The organism is Candidatus Merdisoma sp. HCP28S3_D10, assembly GCF_052065835.1.
In the GTDB taxonomy this organism is placed as follows: domain Bacteria; phylum Bacillota; class Clostridia; order Lachnospirales; family Lachnospiraceae; genus Laedolimicola.
In genome coordinates, this window is record NZ_JBQHTG010000001.1 from 663,796 (window position 1) to 688,885 (window position 25,090).

Annotated in this window: 22 protein-coding genes; 2 read left to right on the plus strand and 20 right to left on the minus strand. The window is 44.3% G+C overall.

Annotated features, from left to right (window positions below; genetic code table 11):
• Position 1: 1 nt before the first annotated feature.
• The 14 genes from ACTNCH_RS03030 to guaA all read right to left on the minus strand — a co-directional run bounded on the left by ACTNCH_RS03030 (position 2) and on the right by guaA (position 16,294).
• Complete coding sequence (locus ACTNCH_RS03030; protein ID WP_441014886.1) at positions 2 to 1,426, minus strand: SEFIR domain-containing protein; 1,425 nt, start codon at positions 1,424 to 1,426, stop codon at positions 2 to 4.
• Positions 1,416 to 4,649, minus strand: coding sequence for a type I restriction endonuclease subunit R (locus ACTNCH_RS03035; protein ID WP_441014884.1), 3,234 nt, complete (start codon positions 4,647 to 4,649; stop codon positions 1,416 to 1,418). Before ACTNCH_RS03035 ends, ACTNCH_RS03030 begins: the two co-directional genes overlap by 11 nt.
• A gap of 15 nt (positions 4,650 to 4,664) precedes the next feature.
• The gene (locus ACTNCH_RS03040) at positions 4,665 to 5,870 is read right to left on the minus strand and encodes a restriction endonuclease subunit S (protein WP_441014882.1); all 1,206 of its coding nucleotides are present in this window, start codon (positions 5,868 to 5,870) and stop codon (positions 4,665 to 4,667) included.
• Entirely contained in the window at positions 5,871 to 7,436 is a 1,566-nt protein-coding gene (locus tag ACTNCH_RS03045) for a type I restriction-modification system subunit M (RefSeq protein ID WP_441014880.1), read from the minus strand.
• A 77-nt stretch (positions 7,437 to 7,513) separates the two neighbouring features.
• Entirely contained in the window at positions 7,514 to 8,860 is a 1,347-nt protein-coding gene (locus ACTNCH_RS03050; protein ID WP_441014878.1) for an HsdM family class I SAM-dependent methyltransferase, read from the minus strand.
• Position 8,861: 1 nt separating this feature from the next.
• Positions 8,862 to 9,449 (minus strand): restriction endonuclease subunit S, encoded by a 588-nt coding sequence (locus ACTNCH_RS03055; RefSeq protein WP_441014876.1) that lies wholly within the window; start codon positions 9,447 to 9,449, stop codon positions 8,862 to 8,864.
• 181 nt (positions 9,450 to 9,630) lie between these two features.
• Positions 9,631 to 10,050, minus strand: a complete 420-nt coding sequence (locus tag ACTNCH_RS03060; protein ID WP_441014874.1) for a hypothetical protein — start codon at positions 10,048 to 10,050, stop codon at positions 9,631 to 9,633.
• 14 nt (positions 10,051 to 10,064) lie between these two features.
• Positions 10,065 to 11,072, minus strand: coding sequence for a DUF6017 domain-containing protein (locus ACTNCH_RS03065; RefSeq protein WP_441014872.1), 1,008 nt, complete (start codon positions 11,070 to 11,072; stop codon positions 10,065 to 10,067).
• Positions 11,072 to 11,977: a ParB/RepB/Spo0J family partition protein gene (locus tag ACTNCH_RS03070; protein ID WP_441014870.1), complete on the minus strand. Its 906-nt coding sequence runs from the start codon at positions 11,975 to 11,977 to the stop codon at positions 11,072 to 11,074. The genes ACTNCH_RS03065 and ACTNCH_RS03070 overlap by 1 nt, the downstream gene beginning before the upstream one ends.
• Entirely contained in the window at positions 11,967 to 12,752 is a 786-nt protein-coding gene (locus ACTNCH_RS03075; RefSeq protein WP_027421674.1) for a ParA family protein, read from the minus strand. Before ACTNCH_RS03075 ends, ACTNCH_RS03070 begins: the two co-directional genes overlap by 11 nt.
• On the minus strand, positions 12,745 to 13,140 hold the full coding sequence (locus ACTNCH_RS03080) for a plasmid mobilization protein (protein WP_089900174.1): 396 nt from the start codon (positions 13,138 to 13,140) through the stop codon (positions 12,745 to 12,747). Before ACTNCH_RS03080 ends, ACTNCH_RS03075 begins: the two co-directional genes overlap by 8 nt.
• Positions 13,121 to 14,218, minus strand: a complete 1,098-nt coding sequence (locus tag ACTNCH_RS03085; protein WP_441014867.1) for a tyrosine-type recombinase/integrase — start codon at positions 14,216 to 14,218, stop codon at positions 13,121 to 13,123. The genes ACTNCH_RS03080 and ACTNCH_RS03085 overlap by 20 nt, the downstream gene beginning before the upstream one ends.
• Positions 14,205 to 14,420, minus strand: a complete 216-nt coding sequence (locus ACTNCH_RS03090; protein ID WP_027421677.1) for a transcriptional regulator — start codon at positions 14,418 to 14,420, stop codon at positions 14,205 to 14,207. The genes ACTNCH_RS03085 and ACTNCH_RS03090 overlap by 14 nt, the downstream gene beginning before the upstream one ends.
• A 296-nt stretch (positions 14,421 to 14,716) precedes the next feature.
• Positions 14,717 to 16,294: a glutamine-hydrolyzing GMP synthase gene (gene guaA, locus ACTNCH_RS03095; RefSeq protein WP_441014865.1), complete on the minus strand. Its 1,578-nt coding sequence runs from the start codon at positions 16,292 to 16,294 to the stop codon at positions 14,717 to 14,719.
• 158 nt (positions 16,295 to 16,452) lie between these two features.
• Between guaA and ACTNCH_RS03100 the strand changes: the two genes are divergently transcribed.
• The gene (locus ACTNCH_RS03100) at positions 16,453 to 19,011 is read left to right on the plus strand and encodes a cation-translocating P-type ATPase (RefSeq protein ID WP_441014863.1); all 2,559 of its coding nucleotides are present in this window, start codon (positions 16,453 to 16,455) and stop codon (positions 19,009 to 19,011) included.
• Here the strand turns inward: ACTNCH_RS03100 and ACTNCH_RS03105 are convergent.
• The 4 genes from ACTNCH_RS03105 to fba form a co-directional block, all read right to left on the minus strand.
• The gene (locus ACTNCH_RS03105) at positions 18,977 to 19,537 is read right to left on the minus strand and encodes a manganese efflux pump (RefSeq protein WP_441014861.1); all 561 of its coding nucleotides are present in this window, start codon (positions 19,535 to 19,537) and stop codon (positions 18,977 to 18,979) included. The two genes, ACTNCH_RS03100 and ACTNCH_RS03105, sit on opposite strands and share 35 nt — an antisense overlap.
• A 60-nt stretch (positions 19,538 to 19,597) precedes the next feature.
• The gene (locus ACTNCH_RS03110; protein ID WP_441014859.1) at positions 19,598 to 19,978 is read right to left on the minus strand and encodes a hypothetical protein; all 381 of its coding nucleotides are present in this window, start codon (positions 19,976 to 19,978) and stop codon (positions 19,598 to 19,600) included.
• A gap of 129 nt (positions 19,979 to 20,107) precedes the next feature.
• Positions 20,108 to 20,566 carry a DUF2752 domain-containing protein gene (locus tag ACTNCH_RS03115; protein ID WP_441014857.1) on the minus strand — a complete coding sequence of 153 codons (459 nt, stop codon included), beginning with the start codon at positions 20,564 to 20,566 and terminating at the stop codon, positions 20,108 to 20,110.
• Between the two features lie 95 nt (positions 20,567 to 20,661).
• Complete coding sequence (gene fba, locus ACTNCH_RS03120; RefSeq protein ID WP_441014855.1) at positions 20,662 to 21,600, minus strand: class II fructose-1,6-bisphosphate aldolase; 939 nt, start codon at positions 21,598 to 21,600, stop codon at positions 20,662 to 20,664.
• Positions 21,601 to 21,832: 232 nt separating this feature from the next.
• Here fba and ACTNCH_RS03125 point away from each other — a divergent pair, with 232 nt between their 5' ends.
• Complete coding sequence (locus tag ACTNCH_RS03125) at positions 21,833 to 23,239, plus strand: amidophosphoribosyltransferase (protein ID WP_441014853.1); 1,407 nt, start codon at positions 21,833 to 21,835, stop codon at positions 23,237 to 23,239.
• 216 nt (positions 23,240 to 23,455) lie between these two features.
• Here the strand turns inward: ACTNCH_RS03125 and ACTNCH_RS03130 are convergent, their stop codons facing one another.
• Together ACTNCH_RS03130 and ACTNCH_RS03135 are read right to left on the minus strand one after the other, a co-directional pair.
• Positions 23,456 to 24,277, minus strand: coding sequence for a PTS system mannose/fructose/sorbose family transporter subunit IID (locus tag ACTNCH_RS03130; RefSeq protein WP_441014851.1), 822 nt, complete (start codon positions 24,275 to 24,277; stop codon positions 23,456 to 23,458).
• Positions 24,267 to 25,076 carry a PTS mannose/fructose/sorbose/N-acetylgalactosamine transporter subunit IIC gene (locus ACTNCH_RS03135; RefSeq protein WP_441014849.1) on the minus strand — a complete coding sequence of 270 codons (810 nt, stop codon included), beginning with the start codon at positions 25,074 to 25,076 and terminating at the stop codon, positions 24,267 to 24,269. The genes ACTNCH_RS03130 and ACTNCH_RS03135 overlap by 11 nt, the downstream gene beginning before the upstream one ends.
• Between the last annotated feature and the right edge of the window lie 14 nt (positions 25,077 to 25,090).

A 25,090-nucleotide genomic window follows, 5' to 3' on the forward strand; every position in this document is an offset into this window, starting at 1 on the left:
GCTAATTCCTTGTTCCCAATTCCTCGGACTTCATGTAATTCCAGAAACTTCTAGCTGTTTCAAAACAACTATTGTAACGATATTCTTTTAGGTCTCCTTTATGAAACTTTTCTTCAACATTCTTATATTGTTCTTTAAACTCATCAACTGTTTCATAATTAAGAACATACATCATATTTTTCAAATGTTCCTTGGACACTAACCTTTTTGAATATGTTGCAAACAAGCCCCTATACTCATCGCTGTTATACACGTAAGTCAAAGGAAACCATGCCCAATCTTTCTCGTAATTAGAAATCAAGAGCGATGCACTGTGGCAAAACAAATCACCTGAAACAAACTCATCTTTGTTGCAAACGTCTACATTAAGATTTTCAATCCATAGTGCTGCTGTTCCGCAATAATAATTCTTATTATCTCTTTTACATACAGCACTATCCAAGACATCGTTATAGCAATAAAAACAGTTATAGCTATCGGCATCCTGATTATAATGTGAAGTTCCTGCAAAATATGTCTTATTTAAAACATACCTCAAAGCTTCATTTGCACTCTTTTTAAGATAATATGCCACCACATATATGAAACACTCATGTACAAACGTCACCTTCAAGTTGGAATAATTTGTTTGCTGTCTGCGTATTTCATACATTAATTCTTCCAGAAACTTTGCTATCTGTTTATATCCCTCTTGAACATACTCAGTGCTTTTGACAAGAAGAAGGAATTCGTCTCTAAATGGCATTAGTTCAAGATAGCATGAAATAACTTCTTTTTCGGTATAATCATATCCCAAAATCTGTTTTTTTAATTCTTCAAGGTTCTCAACAAACTTACTCTTTTTTACGGCATCACTCGCCGTTCCCCGAAAAAAATCGCTTGTCACCCTCGACTTATATGACACCTTTGGCGTCTCTTCCAGCCACACTGGGGGGTTACCTAACTCTGGCTCTTTATATGTATCTATCCCATATAATGTGCGTACCATTCTCTGATACTCAGTATCATATGTGTCAGGCATAGATAAATCGAAATGTAAAAGTCCCTTTAAATACTGCGGTTTACATACATTTCCTTCGGCATCTCTCTCAAATACAACCGGTATAAACTTTCTCTGTTCTACCTTATTGTAAACTTCCGATGAAATAATCTGAGTTTCTGTACCTACACCACCAGCTCGTTCATTTGCCTTCTTTGCATACACAGGATCTATGAGAATCAGAACGTTTGTAATACTCTCATCCAAAACACTTTTTTCCATGAATTTAAAGGTATCATTGCCTTCTTTCAACTGCCATTTATCAAAAACGACCTCTACTCCATCACCCTTAAGATTTGTAGCTAAAGCAATAACCTTTTCGTCATGTTCCTGCGTTCCCCAGGCATATGAAATAAAGACCTTAGGGTGTTCTATCCTATTCTTCATCTGTTTCTATGCCCCCTGTGTCGCTATCCGAATCATCTGCCATGCTATTATCAGCCTTGAACGATTCACCAATATTATGGAACTTCTCAAAATATGCCTTCAGTCTTTCGATAACTCGCTCCTTCTTCTCGGATCTGTTACCGCCACCAAATCGTGATACCGGAGGAAGAATCTTATCAATGTCTGTACCTGTTGTCTTGATTTCTCCGATACGGAAAGCATACTCCATGAACCTTCTTGTCGCTTCTTCCTGTAACTTCTCCTCATCAATGATAATAATAAGCTGCTGATCACGCTGAGCTGCAACATAGTTGTTCCATTCTGTCATAATGTCATCAACATCATTGATTCCGGCAATGAAGTTTTCGATAAGAGCTTTCTTACTTCTAAGTTCAGGACTTGCTGCAATCGCTTTCTTGATGGTAACAAGAACCTCTTTATCCTCGCAGTGGCTGTCATGATACTTCTTCACCAGCATGAGAATGTAATCAATATTGATTTCAATCTGCTTGATAAGCTCGATTTCAAATACAATATCATCATCAATATTTACTGCGGTATGTTCTTCTCTCTTACGCTTCCACTCATCGCGAAGATCCTGATACTTTCCAAGATAGTCTTGCATATCACGGTCAGAAAGAATCTCTTTTCCTGCAAACTCATCAAAAGAGCTAAGCAGATTTCTCATTCTAAGGATTGCACCAAACAATGAGATAAATGCCTTCTGATTGGTTTCACCTTCAATACGGGCCTCTTCCACAGGGAACTTTGTTGTAAGTTCTTCAATCATATCAACATAGCCCGGATGCGGTGTATCATCTACTCCGGTATAACCGTAATAGTAGTCCTTAAAGCTCTGCATCAAAACGATGCCGCCTGCATCCTTATCTCCAAATAAGGAGATTGCTGAATCCACTCTCTTCTGAAGATTACGGAAGCATACAATGTTACCGAAAGTCTTAATAGAATTGAGGATTCTATTCGTTCTTGAAAAGGCCTGAATCAATCCGTGCATCTTCAAGTTCTTATCAACCCAAAGAGTATTCAGCGTTGTTGCATCAAAGCCTGTAAGGAACATATTTACTACAATAAGAAGATCTATCTCCTTATTCTTCATTCTAAGAGATACGTCCTTGTAGTAATTCTGGAACTTATCGCTGGATGTATCATAATTCGTATTGAACATCTTATTGTAGTCATCAATAGCAGCTTCCAAAAAGTCTCTGCTTGACTGGTCAAGTGCTGATGTATCCTCAGAATTTTCCTCGCCTAATAAACCATTATCCTCTTCTGCTTCCTCTTCATTTGCAGCAAAACTAAAGATTGTAGCCACGCGAAGCTTCTTAGAAGGATCCGCCTGCATCTGCTTTTTAAATTCCTCGTAGTAAAGCTTTGCCATCGGAACGGAAGCTACCGCAAAAATAGAGTTAAAGCCGCTAAGTCTTTGCTGCTGTTTAATCTCTTCTACGGTTCCTTGCTTTGCAGATGCAACCTCTTCAATGTTAATCAAAGAATTATAAACGTATGACTTATCGCCTCTGTAGGTCTTTCTATCAAAGTTATCAAGGATATACTTTGTAACCATAGAGATTCTTTGCGGTGCCATCATTGCCTTTTCTCTGGCAATATCCCATACCTCTTCATCTTCGATATTATCATCAATATCCATTGTCTTTATGTAATCAACACGGAACGGAAGAACGTTCTTATCATTGATAGCATCAACGATGGTATATGAATGAAGCTGGTCTCCAAAAGTCTGCTCTGTCGTAAAGAAAGTAGTCTTTCTTGTACTTCCGATATTAGTCGGGAAAATAGGCGTACCTGTAAAACCAAATAAATGATACTTCTTAAAGTGCTTTATAATCGCAGCATGCATATCGCCAAACTGGCTACGGTGACATTCATCAAAAATAATAACTACATGCTTGTTATAGATCTCATGCTCTTTATTCTTCTTAATAAACGTAGCAAGCTTCTGAATGGTGGTAATAATAATCTTATACTCGTGATGTACACCATTCTTATCCTTATCCTCCAGCTGTCTCTGTAAGATAGATGTCTTGGTATTGCTATTGGCGGCACCCTTTTCGAATCTGTCATACTCCTTCATGGTCTGATAATCCAGATCCTTACGGTCTACAACAAAAAGCACCTTATCAATGTACGGTAAATTGGATGCCAGTTTGGCCGTCTTAAACGAAGTGAGGGTCTTTCCGGAACCTGTGGTATGCCAAATGTATCCACCTCCGGAAATGTCACCGTACTTCTTATAGTTATTTGCAATCTCAATACGATTAAGAATACGCTCTGTCGCTGTAATCTGATAAGGACGCATAACCATAAGCATATTCTCTGAAGTAAAGATACAATACTTCGTAAGAATATTAAGGATCGTATGTCTTGCAAAGAACGTCTTTGTAAAATCAACAAGATCTGCAATTACTCTGTTCTTTGAATCTGCCCAGTAAGATGTAAACTCAAAGCTATTGCTGGTCTTACCCTTCTTAGTCTTTGATGCATTCGCATCCTTGATAGCATTAAATCTCGTACTGTTTGAGTAATACTTCGTATTTGTACCATTAGAGATTACAAATAACTGAACATACTCAAAGAGTCCTGATCCAGCCCAAAAACTGTCTCTCTGGTATCTGTTGATCTGATTAAATGCTTCTCGAATTGCAACACCACGCCTCTTAAGTTCCACATGAACCAAAGGCAAACCATTAACAAGAATCGTTACATCATAGCGGTTATCATGCTTAGCTCCATCTGCTGTTCCGATAACATACTGATTAATAACCTGAAGGAAGTTGTTATGGATGTTCTTCTTGTCGATGATGGTAATATTCTTTGTACTGCCATCATCACGCTTAAGAACCTGAACATTATCCTCCTGGATCTTTCTTGTCTTCTCAACAATACCTTCATTCTGATTTGCCAAAGACTCACTAAAAAATCTTTCCCACTCGCTATCAGAGAACTGATAATCATTGAGGATTTCAAGGCGTTTACGCAAGTTTGCAATCAAATCAGATTCCTGATGAATCTTAAGATATTCGTACCCCAATCCGCCTTGGCCATTTTCTCCGGACAGTAGTTTAATAAACTCTGCTTCCAGCGCAGCTTCTGACTGGTAGTTTTCAGAGCGAGCCTTTGATGACTCGTACTCTGTAACTACTGTATTTTCATTTGTCTGTGCAACAATGTTAAAATATGCCAATTATCACACCCCCTACTATTTAATCTTATTAAAACCAATTATCCTATTCTGATAATATGAAAACTGCTTCTTTCTAGCCTCTATCTCTGCTGTTAGTCCACAATTAGGACGCTCACATAACTCTTCAAACACATCTAAAATTCCAGCTATTTTCTTTTGTTCTTCTATTGACGGTAATGGAACATAAAGGTTTCTAAAAGTTTGAAGGTTTAAATGCTTTATAGCATTACCAACTTTTTTCTCAAGCATTATGTCCTGTATTTTTGTTGACCGCAGTAAATGTAACAGATAACGATTATACACTCCTTCTTTAGGGCGTAAACAAATCAAGCTCTCGTAAATACTGAATTCCTCATCTGTATCAATAATACATACTGCTCCAAGCGTCCCAGATTTACTGACAAGCAAATCACCTTTTCGTGGCTTATGATTCTTCGTTAGTTTTTCATGCTGTTCATGTGAAATACATCTAATATCTGACAGATCAAGAGTTCCTGATGTCATATTATTGGCTCTTACCAATGGAACTCCTCCCTCTTCTACATAATCGACTTTTGCTGTTAGTCCCAAAAAAATGTCATCACAAATATCAACAACATTTGACAATGCTTCTTGATTAAACCCATCTAATAAGTGGTCTCTATAATAATAGTATTGTCTAGTCCTATTTTCCTGCTCTTTTTCTATGCCTTCTATGCATTCTCTAAACTTCTTCAGTGTATCCACTATCTTTGTCTGAATCTCTATAGATGGAACAGGGACTTTAATCCAATCCCATCTTCCAAAATCAAATCTAAATCTAGCTCCTTCCTCCTTAAATGACTCAATTTTGGCTAATACATAATCAGAACCCATTAAGTACTCAAAGTATTCTTTAGTGATTCTTTCTTCATCTATTTCAAATACGACATACATTGGACTTACTAATCCAGGCTCATCATACTTCAACATACCAATAGAACCAATATTTAATCTAGAAGGATTGTATGCAATCATTCCCGGTCTAATAATCGTATAGTTTGAGGTATCTTCACTATGAATTGTGTTGTCTCGGTACTCTTCCGCCTTCACTATTCCAAGAGAATTACTAACTACGTAGACTTGCTTTACAGTTTCATCGTTTTTTCCTTTTTCTCTTATTCGTTTTATAAGAGAACCGATAGAAACAACAGCGTCCTCGTCCAACGATGTACTATTAATATATTCGTTAAAAACATCCATTTACTCGTCCCCCAATTCCTTAATTATCTCATCCACTCTATCGCGTAATTCAGCATTCTTAATGGATAAGTCAGTAAGATAGTGGTTTAATGCAACAATATCAATTTCCTCCTGTTCAATAACAGTATCTACATAGCTCGAAACAGAAAGGTTGTATTCCTGCTCAACAATTTCATTAAATTGTGCCCTGTGACAAATGTTTTCTATATCTTTACGATTAGAGAACGCATTTACAATTGTATCAATATGTTCCGGCATTAATTTATTATTTGTTGATACCTTTTTGCATAGCGTCGTTGCATCAATGAACAAAACCGAATCATCATTTTTGTTCTTTTTTAATACCATAATACATGTAGCAATCGGGGTTCCAAAGAATAGGTTTGCTGGCAATTGAATAACACAATCCACAAAATTATTATCAATTAAATACTTACGAATCTTCTGTTCCGCCCCACCTCTATACATTATTCCCGGGAAACAAACTATAGCTGCAGTTCCATTGTTTGCTAGCCAGCTAAGCGAATGCATAATAAAAGCCATATCCGCTCTGCTTTTGGGTGCTAATACACCTGCAGGTGCGAAACGGGGATCGTTAATAAGTAATGGGTTTTCATCACCTGCCCACTTAATAGAATACGGAGGATTTGAAACGATAAGTTCAAATGGCTCATCGTCCCAATGCTGCGGCGCAGTAAGTGTATCTTCACATGCGATATTGAACTTATCAAATCCTACGTCATGAAGGAACATATTAATTCTACAAAGGTTGTATGTCGTAATATTGATTTCCTGTCCAAAGAATCCATTACGCACCTTGTCTTTTCCAAGAACCTTCTCGGCTTTCAGAAGCAACGATCCGGATCCACAAGCAGGATCATAAACCTTATTAACCTCTGTTTTGCCAACAGTTCCGAGTCTGGTAAGTAGCTCAGAGACATCAGCAGGGGTAAAAAATTCTCCACCGCTCTTTCCGGCATTTGATGCGTACATAGTCATCAGATACTCGTATGCATCACCAAATGCGTCAATATCATGGTTCTTAACATCACCAAGATTCATTTCAGCTACTCCCTTGAGCAGCTTTGCAAGCTTTTCATTTCTCTTTGCCACAGTTGCACCAAGCTTATTACTGTTTACATCAAAGTCATCAAACAAACCTTCAAAATCACTTTCAGATTCACTGCCCTTTGCTGATTCCTCAATATGACGGAATACCGTCTCTAATGTCTCATTGAGATTTTCATCATCGTCTGCCTTTGCCTTTACATTGCAAAACAGTTCGCTAGGAAGAATGAAGAAACCTTTTTCCTGTACAAGATCCTTTCTTGCAGTCTCTGCCTCATCATCAGACATCTTTGCGTAGTCGAATCCAGTATTTCCGGCCTTTTCCTCGCCTTCGTTTACATAGTTTGTAAGATTTTCTGAAACATATCTGTAGAACATTGTTCCAAGGACATAGTTCTTGAAATCCCATCCGTCTACAGCTCCTCTTAATTCATCTGCAATCGCCCAAATAGCGCGATGTAATTCGTCTCTCTCCTGCTCTTTCTTAGTATCAATCATTTTATTTTCTCCTTTACTGGGTATATTTTTTCCACTTTACTTCAAATTTTAACTCTTATGCTGTCCCATAATACGGACTATGAAAATAGTTTTTCATTAGAGCTTTCAGCATTTAATTCGTCTAATCTCTTATACAGCTGCTTCAATTCCTTATTTATTTCCGAAATCGGCCTTAATTCAATCGCTTCATCAACATCAATATACTTTGAAATTGACCAATCTCCGGTCTCGATTACTTCAGCGTTAGGCACTGTAAAGGAAACACCTTCAACCACCTTTTTACCTTCAAGAATCTCGCTGAGTTTCTTTTTATTCTCATCTGTGATATAAGCATCATTTCTGCGTTCTCTTTGAACCAAAGATGTGCCATCTACAAACAGTACATCCTTGTTGTTATGTTCAAGGATAAGCATTGCCGTATTAATCATCGTACTATTATATACTGGAGGTAACGAAACTACTGCTTTGAGCAAACCTTCCTTGACCAGATTTTTGCGAAATGCACTTAATGCTTTCGTCTGTTTGAACAGAATACCCTGCGGCACAATCAAAACCACTCTTCCGTTATCTTCCATGGCATCTAATGCACTTGCCATAAAGAGACACTCCATTTCCTTACACGAGTCAGCATCCATCCATTTCTTTACCCTATGAAGCTGATATCCTGCCAGTTCGTTCATAGGTCGCATACCAAATGGAATATCCATTACAACTTTGTCTGCTGAATACGCAGAATCCATTGCCGTAAAATCCTCCTGCATGACATCAAAGTTGATGCCGCTTAGAATCATGTATAAGGTAGCTACCTGAATGGAGTCTGTATTGATATCTACACCATAAAGAGTTACATCTTTTTTACCTCTAACCGCGCTGATAGCCGAATATCCGTATCCTATCGTTCCATCGAGTACGGTTTCTCCATCCTGAACATTCGCTGCAATACTAAGTAAATCTGCCACCGCATTACTAGATACCTTTTCCGCTGTATTTCTTCTTGCATCTTTAGATGCCATATTAATCAGCTGTGTTGCGTATGGATAGTATCCTTCTTCGTCTACTACAATATCAGCTGTTGCAGATACTACACCGAGAAAAGCTTTCTTCCATGCTTCCTCTTCTGATCTGAAAGAAGATAACACGTCGGAGAGTAAACCTCTCTTAACTTGGTATGTTTCTTCCAGAATATCAGATGCTCTTCTGATAACCTCTATGTCTTCAGTTGATACCGGGCGGTAAAGAACTTTGGTTAGTTCTATGATTGAAGGCATATAGTTTGGATTTATACAAGCATTTTCTTCAACCATCTTCTTCAAACACATAATGTATAAGGTACTTCCTACATACTGTGTTCCATCCATTCCGGCGTTATGCCAAATGTTGGCTATATCCCAAATATATTTTTCAACGTTCTTAATATCAGCCATCTTAATTACCTCCTAAAACTGTATCCAGCTTCTCTTTTTCAAGAGAGATAATCTGCTCCATCACAACTTCCTTTTCACAGAGGTTTCTGTAAAACAGTGCCACCTGCTCCTGTTCTTCCATCGGCAGAAGATTTACCTTTGCTTCCTTAACCTTTCCTATGGTTAGCATTGGAACCTTTGCTCCACTTACCATATTCATGACCTGTCTCATGTAAACACCTGAATTACAAAATGCTGCGATAAATTCCGATGATGCATTCTTTCCTGTGTTACGGATGATGATACAGAAGGAAGTAATCAAAAGCCCTTCATCTTCCTCGCTTACATAAGCCGCATCATATGGTGAGGAAAGTTTTACTACGATATCTCCTGCTTTTGTGAGCTTCTTTTCATCAAACTCTGTTTTGTAATCGACATCGTATAACTCTTCGTGTTCGATCTTCCCTGCCTTTATAGCCTTGGGCGGGATAACCTTGACCGTGCCGATAGCTCTTTCGTTTTTCTTTTCGTCTGCCTCTATTCTTGATGTAATCTGACCTCCGATAAAGGATAGTCCCTTAATATCACTTAATTTCACTTGTTTGTTCATTTTATATCCTCCATAATGTTGATATATTTTTAAATGTTCAAAACCGGTTTGTAAAAGAAATGGCACGGTACCAGTGCCTCTTCCTTTTTGATGATCTCATACTATCATAATGTTCTTTGCTTGTCAATAACATTTTTCAAAAAATCATAATTATTTTTGATATATTTTTTTATGTTCAGCATTATCCATCTATTTTTCTAATTCTTGGCGGTGTTGCAGTCTTCCTTTCCAGCCACGGCAATGTCGCATTTATCACAATACAAAACTCAATCATTATCGCAATGATAAGGATTATTGCCTTTACGATTATACTTACCACATTATTTCCAATATGATCCGCCGGTGCCCAAAACAGAGCAGTCAAAATTATAACGCCTCCAATTCCCGGAGCTAACGCTGCAATCGGAACATATGATAAGAGAATATACAACACAAAGAAAGCAGCCACTGCTATATATGCTCCCATTGTTCCTACCAACGGAGTCAGCTTCTGATGAACTGGGATACACCAAATGATTGCAGGAATCAGATTTATCATCGGGAACTTATAATTCTTTTCATATTTACTTCTGTTTGTTTCTTCAACAATATACTTAGCCATAATCATTCCTCCAATTACATTGTACCATACATGTCATGATTTACCTCAGCAGTATAGTAATGATTTATCGTATTCGGTGCGTTATAGAGTGCTGTTGTTAGGTATGCTTTGATATTTGACACCTTGGTTGTGTTATTCTTCATACAACCAATGACATATTCCAAATGCGTTGAATTAAGTTTAAGGAACTTGCTTTTAACCAGGCTATAAGGATAGTCCTCTCCTGCAATTCGAATTGTCTTACGAGGGACACAGACAACATCACAAATTAGCTGGTAAAGCTCTTCATACATATCCCTGTCCAACCATTTGGGGTTACTCATCATGATATCATAATCAATGTTCTCACGAATAAGCTCCATGTATGCTGTGGTCTCATCCATCTGATCCATCCTCGTAATGCGGATAGAATTATCCACACGCTCACTGGATAGACTGATATGATTAGTCTCACTAGAATCTGTATTGTTAAAATCATTATTATTCGGGTCTGAATTCTGTACTACCCCTGGTAAAGAATCCTGACCGGTACCAGTACTACTATCTGACTGGTCTTCCTCATATACCGGTTCATCTTTTATACTGGTCTGATTATTAGACTGGTCATCTTTCACCGGTTCATTTTTCTTACCTGTACAATTTTCTGACCGGTCTAATGCTTCTTCTCCCCCAGATACAAAGTTTTTAACGTAAATGATGTTAGCAAGCCCATTCCTCTGCTCAATATCCACTAAACCAATGGCCTGTAGCTCTTTCAAAAGACTTACCGCCGTCATCTTGCTACAGTTAAGATCTTCCATAATGCTTTTAATCGAATACTTAATATAAACCCTGTTCTGATCATCAAACCATCCGCTTCTGACGGAAAGAGACATGCGATCGAGCATCAGTCCATACAAAAGCTTGGAATTATTCGATATATCTTTAAATCTACTGTCTGTTATCAAAGCCTTCGGCAGGCGGTAGAACGTAAACTGCTCTGCCTCCTGCCCATAATAAAACTCCAGCTTCAGCCTCTCCATTAACGCGGTTCCCCTTTCTCCTTCCATTCATCAAGGAGCTTTACGATAAGTTCCTCGATATCCTCATTGCTCATATCCGGGGTAAAATAGTTGTCCAGCTTCTTCTGGTTAAATACTACCTTACGTGGTTTTGGTTTCTTCTCCGACAGATAATCCTTTAAGAAATCTGCGTTCAGATAACCCTTGCGGGACGATTCCTTTATCCTTGCACTCTGTTCCTGGCTAAGTGACACTCCCATCTCCGAAATCACTTCATATACGATTCTCTGCTGTTCCTGCGGAATAAAAGAAAGATCCACTCCCTGACGAAGGCCCAGCTTCTTTTCATCCACCATAGCAAGCAATTTCTCATCCAAGCTTGCGATACAGATTAAACGCTGAATGGTCTTCATGCTCTCCCCCGCCTGCTCACTCATAGCTTTAAGGGAAATACCCTGAGCCTTGCCCTGATGCTTCATGGCTTCATATTTCATCTGATAAGCCTTTGCTCGCTCACTGACAAGAATATCCTCACGCTGGATATTGGCATCCACCATGATTACTACGGCTTCATCATTGTCGCAGTCACGCACAATAACCGGCATGGTATCTTTACCTGCCAGTTCGGATGCATGTTTTCTTCTGTGACCGGATATAAGTTCATATCCGCCTTCTGCTCTCGGTCTTGCGATAGCCGGAACCAACACGCCATATTCCTTGACACTTTCCACCATTTCTTCCATATTTTCATCGTCTACGACGCGAAAAGGATGGTTCTCAAAGGTATGCAGTTCCGATAAAGGAATCTCTACTATCTGTCCCTCAACAGGTTTTGCTTCTGCTGTGGTATTGCCATCATTCTCCGCTGAAAACATATCATCATAGCTGGAAAGCTTGATTCTGTTTGATAATCCCTTACTGCTCATTGGCTAAAACCTCCTCTACAATCTTTTCATACGCAGCTGCTACTTTACCCTTGCCATCATATTTATAGATGCTGACTCCTTCGGCAGATGCCTCCGCAGCTCTAACGGAAAGCGGAATCACATCATCGAAAATATGGATACTGCTTCCATAGTGCTCATACAGCACTTCCGTGATTTCCTTAGCATAAATGGTTCTGTAATCCACCATCGTAATCAGAATTCCCATAATATGAAGCTTCGGGTTCATCTTGCGTTTCACACGGCTGATGGTCTTTAAAAGCTGTTCCAAACCCTTTATAGGCAGATATGCAGCCTGTACCGGAATGATTACTTCATCCGCCGCTACAAGGGCATTTAAGGTAAGCTGTCCAAGATTCGGAGAACAGTCCACAAGAATATAGTCATAATCGTCTCTTACAGATTCGATATACTCCCGAAGCGTTGTCTCCGAACTCATGATTCCAACAAGGGATGTTTCCACACCGGACAATTCGATATTTGCCGGCATAAGGTCGATACCTTCCTCATGATGCAGGATACCGGCTTTCAGATCATAATCGTCCTCGTTTAACACCCATTCCATTACATTGGCAAGTGTGATCTCCAGCTTATCCGGCTGCGGATATCCTAATGCTTCCGTGAGAGATCCCTGTGGATCATTGTCGATTACAAGGACTCTCTTTCCCTTATTTGCCAGACCGATGCCAAGATTTACCACAGACGTACTCTTGGCAACTCCCCCTTTTTGATTTGCACAGATAATTACTTTACACATCTCGATATGCTCTCCTTTCCAAAAACTTATCTTTCCTTCTGATTTTATTTTTCTTATTCTTATCCTCGTTCTCCTTAAACGCTTCTAAGATTTCCAACATAGTGCGAATCGGTGTAAAAAGCTCCTCATCTATCTCGGAAGCTTCTTCTAACCGCTCCAGTTCTTCGAGAATCCCGTACAGCTCCTTACGGAAATTAACCAGCATCATGGGATTTCCCTTCGCCGTAACCTTGTTATGCAATACCGAATCAAGAACGTAGTCCTGCTTTGTCGCATACCCAAGCAGTTTCCATCGCTTATCCAATTCCTTTCTCTCAGCAGGAGAACAACGGTAAGCAATAGTCTCACTTCGCAATCTTCCTTTTGGATCAAGATTCTTCGCTGACATCAAATCCCTCCTTCCATTCTTCATCAAGAGCCTCTGCCATATCATCCTGAATAGACGGCATCATATGTGCATAACGATAAGTAATATCCGAACTTTCATGGCCTACACGGTTACCGATAGCCACTGCCGAAAATCCCATATCTATAAGAAGCGATACATGGCTGTGTCTTAAATCATGAAGACGAATACGCTTTACCCCACTTGCCTTTACACCCCTATCCATCTCATGGTGCAAATAAGACTTTGAAATTACAAAGATCCTATCGCTCGGTTCAATGCCATAAATGCTATCAAGGAAATCTTTCATTTCTAATGCCACATTCTCCGGCATAGATATCATACGCACACTCTTTGGAGTTTTAGGTTTTGTAATAACATCCCTTCCACTTATCCTTTGATATGACTTTGTGATAGATAGCTTATTCTTATCAAAATCAAAATCCGCAGGAGTTAAAGCCATCAGTTCACCAATTCGGATCCCACACCAATACAAAAGCTCAAATGCCATATAGGAATAGGTTTTATTCGCGACCTCGGGAATGAAGCGCATATACTCTTCCTTTGTCCAAAAAAGCATTTCATCTGCATGGTGTTGTCCAAGTGGACCAGCAATTACAGCCGGATTCTTTGGCAGTTCGTAATACTTCACCGCATGATTGAATATGGCTGAAAGTTCCGCCTGCATCTTCCTAAGATAGGTTCCTTTGTATTTTTCACCATCCTGCGACTCACACTTACGCATCTCGTTTTGCCAAGCAATAACATCTCTCGGTGTAATCTCACGCATTACCAAATCTTTAAAATACGGTAGTATCTTTAACTCGATTACATATTCTTTGGACTTCCACGTATTCTCTCTAAGCTTTGGCTTTACATCATCGGTATAGCGTTTGTAAAAATCCCCAAAGGTCATATCAAGGCTACTGGCCTTTTCCAATGAAAAATGTCGTTCCCAGTCCTGTGCTTCCTTTTTGGTTGAGAAGCCACGCTTTAATTTTCTCTGCTGCTTGCCTGTCCAGTCGATGTAATACAACGACACATACCAAGTGCCTCTCTTCTTATCTTTATAAACTGCCATCTTCGTCCTCCTTTTCAAATGAATCAACTCCATAGAATCTTTCTTCGAAATACTTTCTGCTTACTCTACCCGGGATTACCATGTAGCCTTTATCAGAAAGTTCCTTATTTAAGTCACGAACGATTGCATATGACTTTGATTCGGAAACACTCAATACCTGACAGATCTCTTTTACTGATATAAACGTTCTGCATTCAAACATATCTTTTGCCCTCCGCTTACGTACTATTTCTTGTTACGTAATACATTTGGGTTGAAAAAATCCCCATTACTAAACGAGAGCAAAAAAAGTTTGAAATTTTATAATTTGTGGAAAATAAAATATGAAAAACAGATTTGGACTTTATTCTGGAATAATTCCGATACAGTTTTTTCTGAGAAAAACAGTATCATAATCGTATCACGACACAAAAAAGGCCTGAAATCATGTTTTCTTAACATGATTTCAAGCCTTGAAAATACTTGATTTGTTATACCAACCTCTAAACCACTTCAGGTCTACTCAAACTCAATCGTTCCGGGCGGCTTGCTGGTCAGATCATAGAATACTCTGTTCACTCCCCGCACTTCGTTGATAATTCTGCTCATGACACTCTGCAGGACTGCGAAGGGAATCTCCGCTGCTTCTGCGGTCATGAAATCGATGGTGTTCACAGCGCGCAGCGCTACTGCGTAATCGTAGGTTCTCTCGTCTCCCATAACGCCTACGGAACGCATATTGGTCAGAGCCGCGAAGTACTGGTTTGGCAGCCACTTCGGGTTCTCTCCATGTTCCTTCTTATAAGCTGCGGCCGCCTTATCTACCTCATCCCGGTAGATGAAGTCAGCGTCCTGGACGATATGTACCTTCTCGGCATTGACCTCGCCGATAATACGGATACCCAGACCGGGACCCGGGAAGGGCTGACGGAATACCAAGCTTTCCGGAAGACCAAGCTCCAGACCTGCTTTACGTACCTCGTCCTTAAACAGATCCCGCAGAGGCTCAATAATCTCCTTGAAATCAACGAAATCCGGAAGGCCTCCTACGTTATGGTGGGACTTAATCACTGCGGATTCTCCGCCGAGACCACTCTCCACCACGTCCGGATAAATGGTTCCCTGTGCCAGGAAATCCACCGCTCCGATTTTCTTCGCCTCTTCTTCGAAGATACGGATAAACTCCTCACCGATGATCTTGCGCTTTGCTTCCGGTTCGGTTACGCCTGCCAGCTTGTCATAATATCTCTGCTGCGCGTTCACGCGGATAAAGTTCAGGTCAAACTGACCCTTAGGTCCAAAGATCTGTTCCACCTCGTCTCCCTCGTCCTTACGAAGAAGACCATGATCTACGAATACACAGGTCAGCTGTTTTCCGATAGCTTTGGACAGAAGTCCCGCTGCCACGGAAGAATCCACACCGCCGGACAGAGCCAGCAGTACACGGCCGTTTCCGACCTTCTCCCGGATATCTTTTATGGTATTCTCCACAAAAGAGTCCATTCTCCAGTCGCCTGCGCACTGGCAGACATTCTTCACGAAGTTATTGATCATCTTCGTTCCCTCAGCAGTATGCAGCACCTCCGGGTGGAACTGAATCGCGTAAAGCTTGTGCGCCTCGTCCTCGGCGGCTGCCACCGGGCAGTCTGCCGTATGGGCTGTGATCTCAAAGCCCGGCGCAATCCGGGAAATATAATCAAAATGACTCATCCAGCAGATCGTCTTCGGACTTACGCCCTCAAAAATTCTGGAGTCCTTTTTATCAACGATAACCTCTGTTTTTCCATACTCTCTTACGTCCGCGCGCTCTACTCTGCCGCCAAGCACATGACTCATCAGCTGTGCTCCATAGCACAGACCCAGAACCGGGATACCAAGCTTAAACAGTTCCTCCGTATAAGTCGGTGAATCCGGCTCGTAGCAACTGTTCGGTCCTCCCGTCAGGATAATTCCTTTGGGATTCATCGCTTTGATTTTTTCGATATCAATCTTATAAGAGTAAATTTCACAGTATACATTACACTCTCTGACACGGCGTGCCACCAGCTGATTGTACTGGCCGCCAAAGTCGAGAACGATGACCATTTCTCTATCCAATCCGTATATCCTCCTGTTATTATTATGATGTACGTTCCGCAGCTTAAACTACTACATTACATTATATGCGATCCTTTTCTCCTTGACAAGTTCCAAATCTGGTATACCTTTGTCCTTTTTTTCATACTTTAACACAAACAGGAAAGGATTCATGCCCTATGAAACACACTGCCAGCCCCCACGAACCTCTGCGCGGACAAAATACACTGAAAGACAGCCACAAAAAGACGCCTGTGGAAACCTTTCTGGAACAGTTAAATGATCCTCTGATTTTCGTCCTCTTTGTGGCTGCTGCCATTTCCATCCTTCTGGGAGAATTCAGCGATGCCCTCATTATCCTGACCGTTATCCTGGTAAATGCCCTTGTCGGCGTCGTACAGGAGGGCAAAGCCCAAAAAGCCCTGGACGCCCTGAAGCAGATGACAAGTCCCACAGCCCTGATCCGGGAAAATGGCAGAATCACGGAAATTCCAGCCCGGAATCTGATCCCGGGAGATATGGTCTGCCTGGATGCCGGCAGGCAGGTTCCGGCTGATCTGACGCTTACCTCCGCCGTCAGCCTGAAGCTGGAGGAATCCTCCCTGACGGGGGAATCTGTTCCGGTAGAAAAAGTGGCGGGAGATCCGGTTTTTATGTCAACCAATGTCACCTATGGACGGGGCGAAGGCGTCGTCACCGCCATTGGCATGGACACCCAGGTTGGACACATCGCCAGTCTCATTGACAGCAATTCCGGCGAAACGACGCCCCTGCAGCGCAGGCTTGCGGATCTGGGACGTATCCTAAGCATCGTTTCTGTCATTCTCTGCGCCCTTCTGTTTGGCGTTGCAGTCCTGCAGAAGCGCGATATCCCGGAAATGCTGATTACCGCGATTTCTCTGGCGGTGGCAGCCGTTCCGGAGGGCCTACCCGCTGTCGTAACCCTGGTCCTGGCTCTGAGCGTCTCCCGCATGGTGCGGGTCCATACCATTGTAAAACGCCTTCCCAGCGTGGAAACCCTGGGCTGTGTCAGCACCGTCTGTTCCGACAAGACCGGCACTCTGACCCAGAACCGCATGACCGTTACCGCCTGTTGGAGCGACGGAAGGCTGGTGGAGGCTTCCCGGCTGGATCCGGCCCGGGATCGCCTTTTTCTCACCGGCCTGGCTCTCTGCAATGACGCTGTGCGGGATCCGGACTCCCGACTGGGAGACCCTACGGAACTGGCGCTTCTGGATCTGGCCGGGCGCTTTGGCCTGTCCCGTCCTGCCCTGGAGCAGACGCAGCCCCGTATCGATGAACTGTCCTTCGATTCCCGGCGGAAAATGATGACGACCCTCCATCGGCAGGGGAACGGCACCATTTCCTATACCAAGGGTTCCCCGGACATCATTCTCAGCCGCTGCGACACCCTTTGGGAGCATGGGCAGACAGTCCTTTTAAGTCCCTCCAGGCGCCGGGATCTGGAAATAGTTCTCCACACCCTGTCCGGCCGGGCTCTCCGGCTTCTCGCCCTGGCCATGCGAACCAATGATCGGAAGCCGAAAGAGGAAGGTCTCACCTTTCTTGGTATCGTAGGCATGATGGATCCCATTCGCCCGGAAGCCGTACAGGCTATACAGGATTTCAAAAAAGCCGGCGTGCGGACCGTTATGATCACAGGGGATCGGCCGGACACAGCCCTTGTCATTGCCCGCGAGCTTGGCATTGCCAGGAAAGCCTCCGATTGTCTGAGCGGAAATCAGATCGACAGCCTCTCCGACCGGCAATTTGCCCGGGAAGCCCTGCGCTGTTCTGTCTTTGCCCAGGTATCCCCTGCGCACAAGGTTCGGATCGTCCGGGCGCTTAAGGCGTCCGGGCATATCGTGGCCATGACCGGCGACGGCGTCAATGACGCTCCCTCCCTGAAGGCCGCCGATGTGGGCGTGGCTATGGGAATGACCGGAACCGATGTGGCGAAAAATGCCGCAGATCTGATCCTGACAGATGACAATTTTGCCACCATCGCCAGCGCCATTGCCGAGGGCCGGGGAATCTATGCCAATATCAAAAAAGCCGTGCTCTTTCTGCTGTCTTCGAATTTTGGGGAAATCATAACCATGCTGGCAGCCATTCTGCTAAATTTCAATCCTCCGCTGAAGCCCGGTCACATTCTCTGGATTAACCTGATTACGGACAGCCTGCCTGCCCTGGCTCTCGGTGTCGATCCGGAGGATCCGTCCCATTTTATGCGGCGGCCACCCCGTCCCCGGGACGAGAGCCTGTTTGCCTCCGGCGGACTCTCCTGCACGCTCTTCTACGGCTTTCTCATTGCCTTTATCAGCACAGCCGCCTTTCTGTGCCTGCCTGTGGAGAGTCTCCGCCATGCAGGGCTTCCGCTGACCCTGGACCATTTACGCACCCTTCTTGAGGATCCCGGGCTTCTGACCCGCTGTCAGACCTATGCATTCACCGTGCTTGGAATCTCCCAGCTCTTCCACGCCGTAGGCATGCGGGATGTAGAAACCGGCTTTTTCCGCATGAATCACCTGGAAAATAAGCTGATGCTGGCCGCCTTCTTCCTTGGCGTCGGCCTGCAGGCCCTGGTAACCGAATGTCCCTTTTTCGTAACTGCCTTCGGAACCTGCCGTCTCACTCCGGAGGAGTGGCTGCGCCTGATCCTCCTGGCGGCTGTACCGCTGCTGGCCCATGAGCTGCTGATTTTTATCCATTCATTCTCCAGAACGCCAGAAGTATGAGGATTCCGCCTCCCAGAAGTCCCGGCCGGAACCGCATACTTTTACACAGACGCGCCCCACACCCCTCTCCCAGCAGCAATGCGGCCAGTCCGGTCAGAAGCCCGAAGGCAAATGCGGCGGCCAGATACACCGCTTTCCCTGTACCCGCTCCGATTCCACCCGCCAGACTGTCCAGAGAAAGCGCGGCGCTCAACGCCAGGGCCTCCGGACTGCTTATTACCTGATCCTGATTTTTATCTGCTTTTGTCACAGTCTCCCGGGGCGGGCGTTCCCAGAGATTCCAGAGTCCAAGCCCCGCCAGCAGAGCGGTCCCCAGAATGCGGGATACTTTTTCCGGGAAATAATTTTCCACCGCGCCGCCCAGTCCCATGAACAAGGTCAGGACCAGAGCCGGCAGCCCGGTCATGCAAAAGCGGGCAGCCGATGATAATCGGATTCTGCCCGCTCCATATGTGAACCCAACGGCAAAGATGTCGACCGACAGGGCCGCCGTCAGTAAAAATAGCTGTACCAGAACAGAAAACATGCTTTCACCTGATTTTAAGGTTTAGTTTATCATATTCTGGAAAATCGATTCCGGAAGCGCTTAATAGTACATACCGGAACTAATCGCGGAGGAAATTGCCACTCCGAAAACAGCAATCAGAATGATATAAATCACCAGCACAATAGCTGTAAAAATCAGACATGCCTTGAAATAATTGGACTTACTCTTCTTCTCCTTGGTGCTGAAGGCCCACACAAACATCATGACAATATTCACGCAGGGAATCAGAAGAATCAGCATACTAATCAGCCATTCGCCCATGGTTACCGGCTCCTCCAGATCACTCTGAGGTTCCCGATACTGGTTTTGCAGCTGTTCCTGAATCGGCTGCTGATACGGATCCGGATAAGGCTGCTGATATCCTGTATCGTCGGTTCTTTTTGCTTCTGTCTGTGCGTCGTTGTTGTACCAATCCTCCATAGCACTGTCCTCCTCATTTGCTTGTACTTTTTACAGGCTGCCGCATCCCGGGCTCCCGTTTTCATAGTTATAATATCAGTGTATCATGTTCTGTCTGTTCCGACAATCCACTTCATAAAACCTTAACTTTTACATTCCCCTCAGCAGCTCATACAGCGTTTTACCCGGATCCATCACGCTGACCGGAAAGCCATACAGCAGTCTCCACAGGTACAACAAAAGTCCCCATATGAGCAGAAGCAGCAAAATTCCCAGCCACCTCTTTGCTTTCTTTTCCATGCCGGAACGGCTTCGGGAACTGTCTGTCAGATATCGCTGTGTACAGAAGCCGACTCCCGCCACAATCCAGCCATACACCGGCGGCTGCAGCTTCCAGGCCTCCGCAAACCGCCCGGTCAGTACCAGGCCCAGAGCCCTGGTCATGCCGCAGCCCGGACAGGGAATATTCCACAGAATCTGTGCCGGACAGAAACGGTCAAACAGCAGATGGGTCACAAGCCAATACAGACCCAGTCCCACCAGCGCCGGAAGGAGACTCCGGATATCTTTTCGAAACAGACAAAAACCCTTTTTTATTCTCTGATACATCTTTTCTTCCTATCTTAACAGAATTCTCTATTCCATAAAATAAGACCGCAGATTTCTCTGCGGTCTTATTGAATATACGGTTTCGTCGGTAAGACTTAAGCCCTTCCAGCACTTCCCAGTACGTCCTGGATCTTGTGAGCAACAACATCCTTTACGTTCTGACGAGCTACGGTCAGGTACTGTCTCGGATCAAAGTAATCCGGATGAGCGAACATAACCTCGCGGATACCTGCTGTCAGGCCCAGACGAAGGTCAGAGTCGATGTTGATCTTGCAAACTGCAGATCTTGCAGCCTCACGCAGCTGATCCTCCGGAACACCGATAGCATCCTTCAGAGCTCCGCCGTTCTCGTTGATGATCTTTACATACTCCTGCGGTACGCTGGAAGCGCCGTGAAGAACGATCGGGAATCCCGGGATCTTCTTCTCGATCTCATGCAGGATGTCGAAACGAAGCTGCGGCTTTGTGCCCGGCTTGAACTTGAATGCGCCGTGGCTTGTACCGATAGCGATTGCCAGAGAGTCAACGCCTGTCTTGTCAACGAACTCCTCAACCTCTTCCGGCTGTGTGTAAGAAGAATCCTCAGCGGAAACCTTTACATCATCCTCGATACCAGCAAGCTTACCAAGCTCTGCCTCTACTACTACGCCGTGAGCATGTGCATACTCAACAACCTTCTTTGTGATCTCGATGTTCTCCTGGAACGGATACTTGGAAGCATCGATCATAACGGAAGTAAATCCACCGTCTACGCAGGACTTGCAGATATCGAAATCTGCGCCGTGGTCCAGATGCAGAGCGATCGGAATATCCGGGTTCTCGATAACTGCTGCCTCAACAAGCTTTCTCAGATAAGTAGCGTTTGCATACTTTCTTGCGCCTGCGGAAACCTGCAGAATAACCGGGGACTTCAGCTCTCCAGCTGCCTCTGTGATAGCCTGAACGATCTCCATGTTGTTTACGTTGAAAGCACCGATAGCGTAGCCGCCTTCATAGGCTTTCTTAAACATCTCTGTTGTTGTAACTAATGCCATGATTATCTCCTCACTTTACATGATATTTTAGGATCGTGCTTAGTATACTACAAAATTGCATTTTCAGCAATGCAATTTTTGAAAAAAATGTGTAAATCCGGGCTTTTTGACTATATCATGAGATTTCTGTCATTTTTTCGTTTCCTTCTGGACTTATGCGCCAATCTATGCTACCGTAATATTGATTGCAACATCATTTTTACTATATTAAATATATGAAAAGGGAGATATTATGGGAGGATTATTTGGCGTCGCATCTAAGGGCGACTGTTTGTTTGATCTGTTTTTCGGTACTGACTACCATTCCCATCTGGGAACACGTCGGGGCGGTATGGCTGTCTATGGAGAAAAGGGCTTCGACCGCGCGATCCACAACATTGAGAACACCCCGTTCCGTACCAAATTTGACCGGGATATGCAGGAAATGAAGGGAAATCTGGGCATTGGCTGTATCTCAGACTACGAGCCCCAGCCGCTTCTGGTGCGTTCCCATCACGGCACCTTCTCCATCACTACCGTAGGCCGCATCAACAACGCTGCGGAACTCACCCAACAGATCTTTGACCGTGGAAATGCCCATTTTCTGGAAATGAGCGGCGGCGATATCAATCCCACGGAGCTGGTAGCAGCGCTAATTAATCAGAAAATGAACCTCATCGACGGAATTCACTACGCCCAGGAAGTGATTGACGGCTCCTTAAGCTTTCTTATCCTGACTCCCAAGGGCATCTACGCAGCCCGTGACCGTCTGGGACGGACGCCTCTGGTCATCGGTAAAAAAGAAGACGCTTACTGCGTGTCCTTTGAGGATTTCGCCTATCTGAATCTGGGCTACGATACCGAACATGTCCTTGGCCCCGGCGAGGTGGACGTCATCACCCCGGAGGGCTACAAGACCCTGATTACCCCCGGAAAGGATATGAAGATCTGTACCTTCCTGTGGGTATACTACGGTTATCCCTCCAGTACCTATGAGGGCTTGAGCGTAGAGAAAATGCGTTACCGCAGCGGAGAACTGATGGCGCGGCGCGATACGGTAAAGCCCGATACAGTAGCCGGAGTCCCCGATTCCGGTCTGGCAGCAGCCATCGGCTACTCCAACGCTTCGGGAATCCCGTTCTCCCGTCCTTTTATCAAATACACCCCTACCTGGCCCCGGTCCTTTATGCCGACCATCCAGAGTAAACGGAACCTAATCGCAAAGATGAAGCTGATCCCAGTACATGATCTGATCGAAGGTAAGAGCCTGCTGCTGATTGATGACTCCATCGTCCGCGGTACCCAGCTGAGCGAAACCACAGAATTTCTGTACCACAGCGGCGCTAAGGAGGTTCATATCCGGCCTGCATGTCCGCCCATCCTGTACGGCTGCAAGTACCTGAATTTCTCCCGTTCCACCTCGGAAATGGAGTTAATCTCCCGCCGTGTCATCGAGAAGCTGGAAAACGGTCATGTTACCGACGAAATTCTCAAGGAATACGCAGATCCGGAATCCGAGCGCTACGAGGCCATGCAGGAAGAAATCCGTAAGCAGCTGAATTTTACCAGCTTGCGCTTCAACCGCCTGGACGATCTGATCGAAGCTACCGGCCTGGATAAATGCAAGCTCTGCACCTACTGCTGGGACGGCCAGGAGTAAGGGCAAAGCTCCCGAATCACAACTTACGATAACACACCCCGCCTGCGGCGCGAATTCGCCCGACAGACGGGGTGTGTTTTATTCCATAAAAAGAAAAGGCGCTGCTTACCGGCAAGCCGGAAAACAACGCCATTTCTGGGATTTCAGGTTATCATAACCATCGCCTATCATACTCTCCGAAGAGAGATATAAGCCATTATGTAATTCTCAAATACCTTAGAAGATTCCTACCAGTGCTCCCAGCAGACCTACTACCAGCAGAAGTCCGATACAAGCAACCGGAGTCCAGCCTTTCTTCTTAATCAGGAAGTACAGACCCAGTGTGATGGTCAACGGAATCAGCTTCGGCAGAACGCCGTCCAGAATGCTCTGGATAACGATCGGGCTGTCGCCGTTTGCAATCTCAAGAGCTACCGTTGTTCCACCGTAGTTAGATGTCAGAGCACCTACGATGAATACACCCAGCATGGAAGCTGCACGTGTAAACTCTTTTGCGTTTGCGGTCAGAAGCTCGATTGCCTTGGAACCAAGCTCGTAAGACCAGTTCATCAGCCAGAAACGAACTACCATCTGAACGATGTTGAAGATCAGAAGGAACAGGATAGGTCCTGCAAGGGATCCGTTAATAGCCATGTTTGCTGTAATACCAGCGGTAATCGGAACCAGAGTGAACCAGAAGATAGCGTCTCCGATACCACCCAGGGGTCCCATAGCTGCAACACGTACGGAACGAATCATGTTGATGTCAGCCTTCTGCTGCTCCAGAGAAAGTACAATACCCATTACGAATGTTACCAGGAACGGATGAGTATTGAAGAACTCCAGGTTGTGCTGCATAGAAGCTGAAAGGTCTTCCTTATCGGTATGGATTTTCTCCAGTCCCGGAAGGATACAGTAGAGCCATCCTGCTGCCTGCATTCTCTCATAGTTGAAGGATGCCTGCAGATTCAGAGAACGCCATACCATTTTGTTCAGAGTTTTCTTATCAAGCGGCTGAGCCGGTGTTAAATTCTTGTAAGTTGTAGCATTAGATGCCATCCTCTTCACCTCCGTTTCCACCATTTCCAGCGTTCTGCTTAATAGCAACGCGTGTCTGGAAATCGTACAGTGCAATTGCGATACCAACAAAAGCAATCAGAAGCAGTGCAGAACCTGCCAGCTCCGGAATGTAGCCGATGATGGTTGCAAGTGCGAAACCTGCAAAATAAATTCCCCACAGGTCGTTGGAAAGCATGATACGAAGCAGGATAGCAAATCCAACGAAACGCATCATTCCACCAGCAGTGCTGAGACCAGTCATGATCCAAGCGTATTTCTCAGAAATAGCGGTCAGAGTCTCACCAAGTGCGCTTCCGCCGAGCAGACCAGCTACACAAACGATAGCGAACAGAAGTCCCAGAGCGCCCATAGCCAGGTAGTTCAGACGAACGATACCCTTTGTGTCTGCGTTCTCTGCCATCTTGTCTGCTGTAGACATCAGCGGAGACATAACGGTGAACAGAATGGTTACCATGTACTGTCCGATCAGAGCGAAGGGAACAGCCAGACCAACTGCTGCACTGGTATCAAGACCGGAAGAGATAGCGAATACAGTAGCCATAATTCCACCAATTACGGCGTTAGGCGGCTGAGCTCCACCAACCGGCATGTTACCGATAGTCATTAACTGATAAGTACCACCTACGATAAGACCTGTCTGCAGGTCACCAAGGATTGCTCCGATGACTGCTCCTGTTACGATAGGCTGGTACAGAGATTCCAATAAGTCGAACTGGTCGATGGCCACGATGAAGGACCATACAGCAACCAGTAAAATCTGAATTGCATTAAAACTCATGATTTATACAATCT

What these genes read in the sequence shown, in the direction of transcription:
- ACTNCH_RS03105 (WP_441014861.1), bottom strand. Translation starts at nt 19,537, where the DNA reads ATGTTTTCTGTTCTGGTACAGCTATTTTTACTGACGGCGGCCCTGTCG.
- ACTNCH_RS03055 (WP_441014876.1), bottom strand. Translation starts at nt 9,449, where the DNA reads ATGAACAAACAAGTGAAATTAAGTGATATTAAGGGACTATCCTTTATC.
- ACTNCH_RS03030 (WP_441014886.1), bottom strand. Translation starts at nt 1,426, where the DNA reads ATGAAGAATAGGATAGAACACCCTAAGGTCTTTATTTCATATGCCTGG.
- ACTNCH_RS03045 (WP_441014880.1), bottom strand. Translation starts at nt 7,436, where the DNA reads ATGATTGATACTAAGAAAGAGCAGGAGAGAGACGAATTACATCGCGCT.
- fba (WP_441014855.1), bottom strand. Translation starts at nt 21,600, where the DNA reads ATGGCATTAGTTACAACAACAGAGATGTTTAAGAAAGCCTATGAAGGC.
- ACTNCH_RS03115 (WP_441014857.1), bottom strand. Translation starts at nt 20,566, where the DNA reads ATGTATCAGAGAATAAAAAAGGGTTTTTGTCTGTTTCGAAAAGATATC.
- ACTNCH_RS03085 (WP_441014867.1), bottom strand. Translation starts at nt 14,218, where the DNA reads ATGGCAGTTTATAAAGATAAGAAGAGAGGCACTTGGTATGTGTCGTTG.
- ACTNCH_RS03100 (WP_441014863.1), top strand. Translation starts at nt 16,453, where the DNA reads ATGAAACACACTGCCAGCCCCCACGAACCTCTGCGCGGACAAAATACA.
- ACTNCH_RS03080 (WP_089900174.1), bottom strand. Translation starts at nt 13,140, where the DNA reads ATGTCAGCGAAGAATCTTGATCCAAAAGGAAGATTGCGAAGTGAGACT.
- ACTNCH_RS03130 (WP_441014851.1), bottom strand. Translation starts at nt 24,277, where the DNA reads ATGGCATCTAATGCTACAACTTACAAGAATTTAACACCGGCTCAGCCG.
- ACTNCH_RS03110 (WP_441014859.1), bottom strand. Translation starts at nt 19,978, where the DNA reads ATGGAGGATTGGTACAACAACGACGCACAGACAGAAGCAAAAAGAACC.
- ACTNCH_RS03135 (WP_441014849.1), bottom strand. Translation starts at nt 25,076, where the DNA reads ATGAGTTTTAATGCAATTCAGATTTTACTGGTTGCTGTATGGTCCTTC.
- ACTNCH_RS03040 (WP_441014882.1), bottom strand. Translation starts at nt 5,870, where the DNA reads ATGGATGTTTTTAACGAATATATTAATAGTACATCGTTGGACGAGGAC.
- ACTNCH_RS03060 (WP_441014874.1), bottom strand. Translation starts at nt 10,050, where the DNA reads ATGGCTAAGTATATTGTTGAAGAAACAAACAGAAGTAAATATGAAAAG.
- ACTNCH_RS03050 (WP_441014878.1), bottom strand. Translation starts at nt 8,860, where the DNA reads ATGGCTGATATTAAGAACGTTGAAAAATATATTTGGGATATAGCCAAC.
- ACTNCH_RS03075 (WP_027421674.1), bottom strand. Translation starts at nt 12,752, where the DNA reads ATGTGTAAAGTAATTATCTGTGCAAATCAAAAAGGGGGAGTTGCCAAG.
- ACTNCH_RS03125 (WP_441014853.1), top strand. Translation starts at nt 21,833, where the DNA reads ATGGGAGGATTATTTGGCGTCGCATCTAAGGGCGACTGTTTGTTTGAT.
- ACTNCH_RS03065 (WP_441014872.1), bottom strand. Translation starts at nt 11,072, where the DNA reads ATGGAGAGGCTGAAGCTGGAGTTTTATTATGGGCAGGAGGCAGAGCAG.
- ACTNCH_RS03070 (WP_441014870.1), bottom strand. Translation starts at nt 11,977, where the DNA reads ATGAGCAGTAAGGGATTATCAAACAGAATCAAGCTTTCCAGCTATGAT.
- ACTNCH_RS03090 (WP_027421677.1), bottom strand. Translation starts at nt 14,420, where the DNA reads ATGTTTGAATGCAGAACGTTTATATCAGTAAAAGAGATCTGTCAGGTA.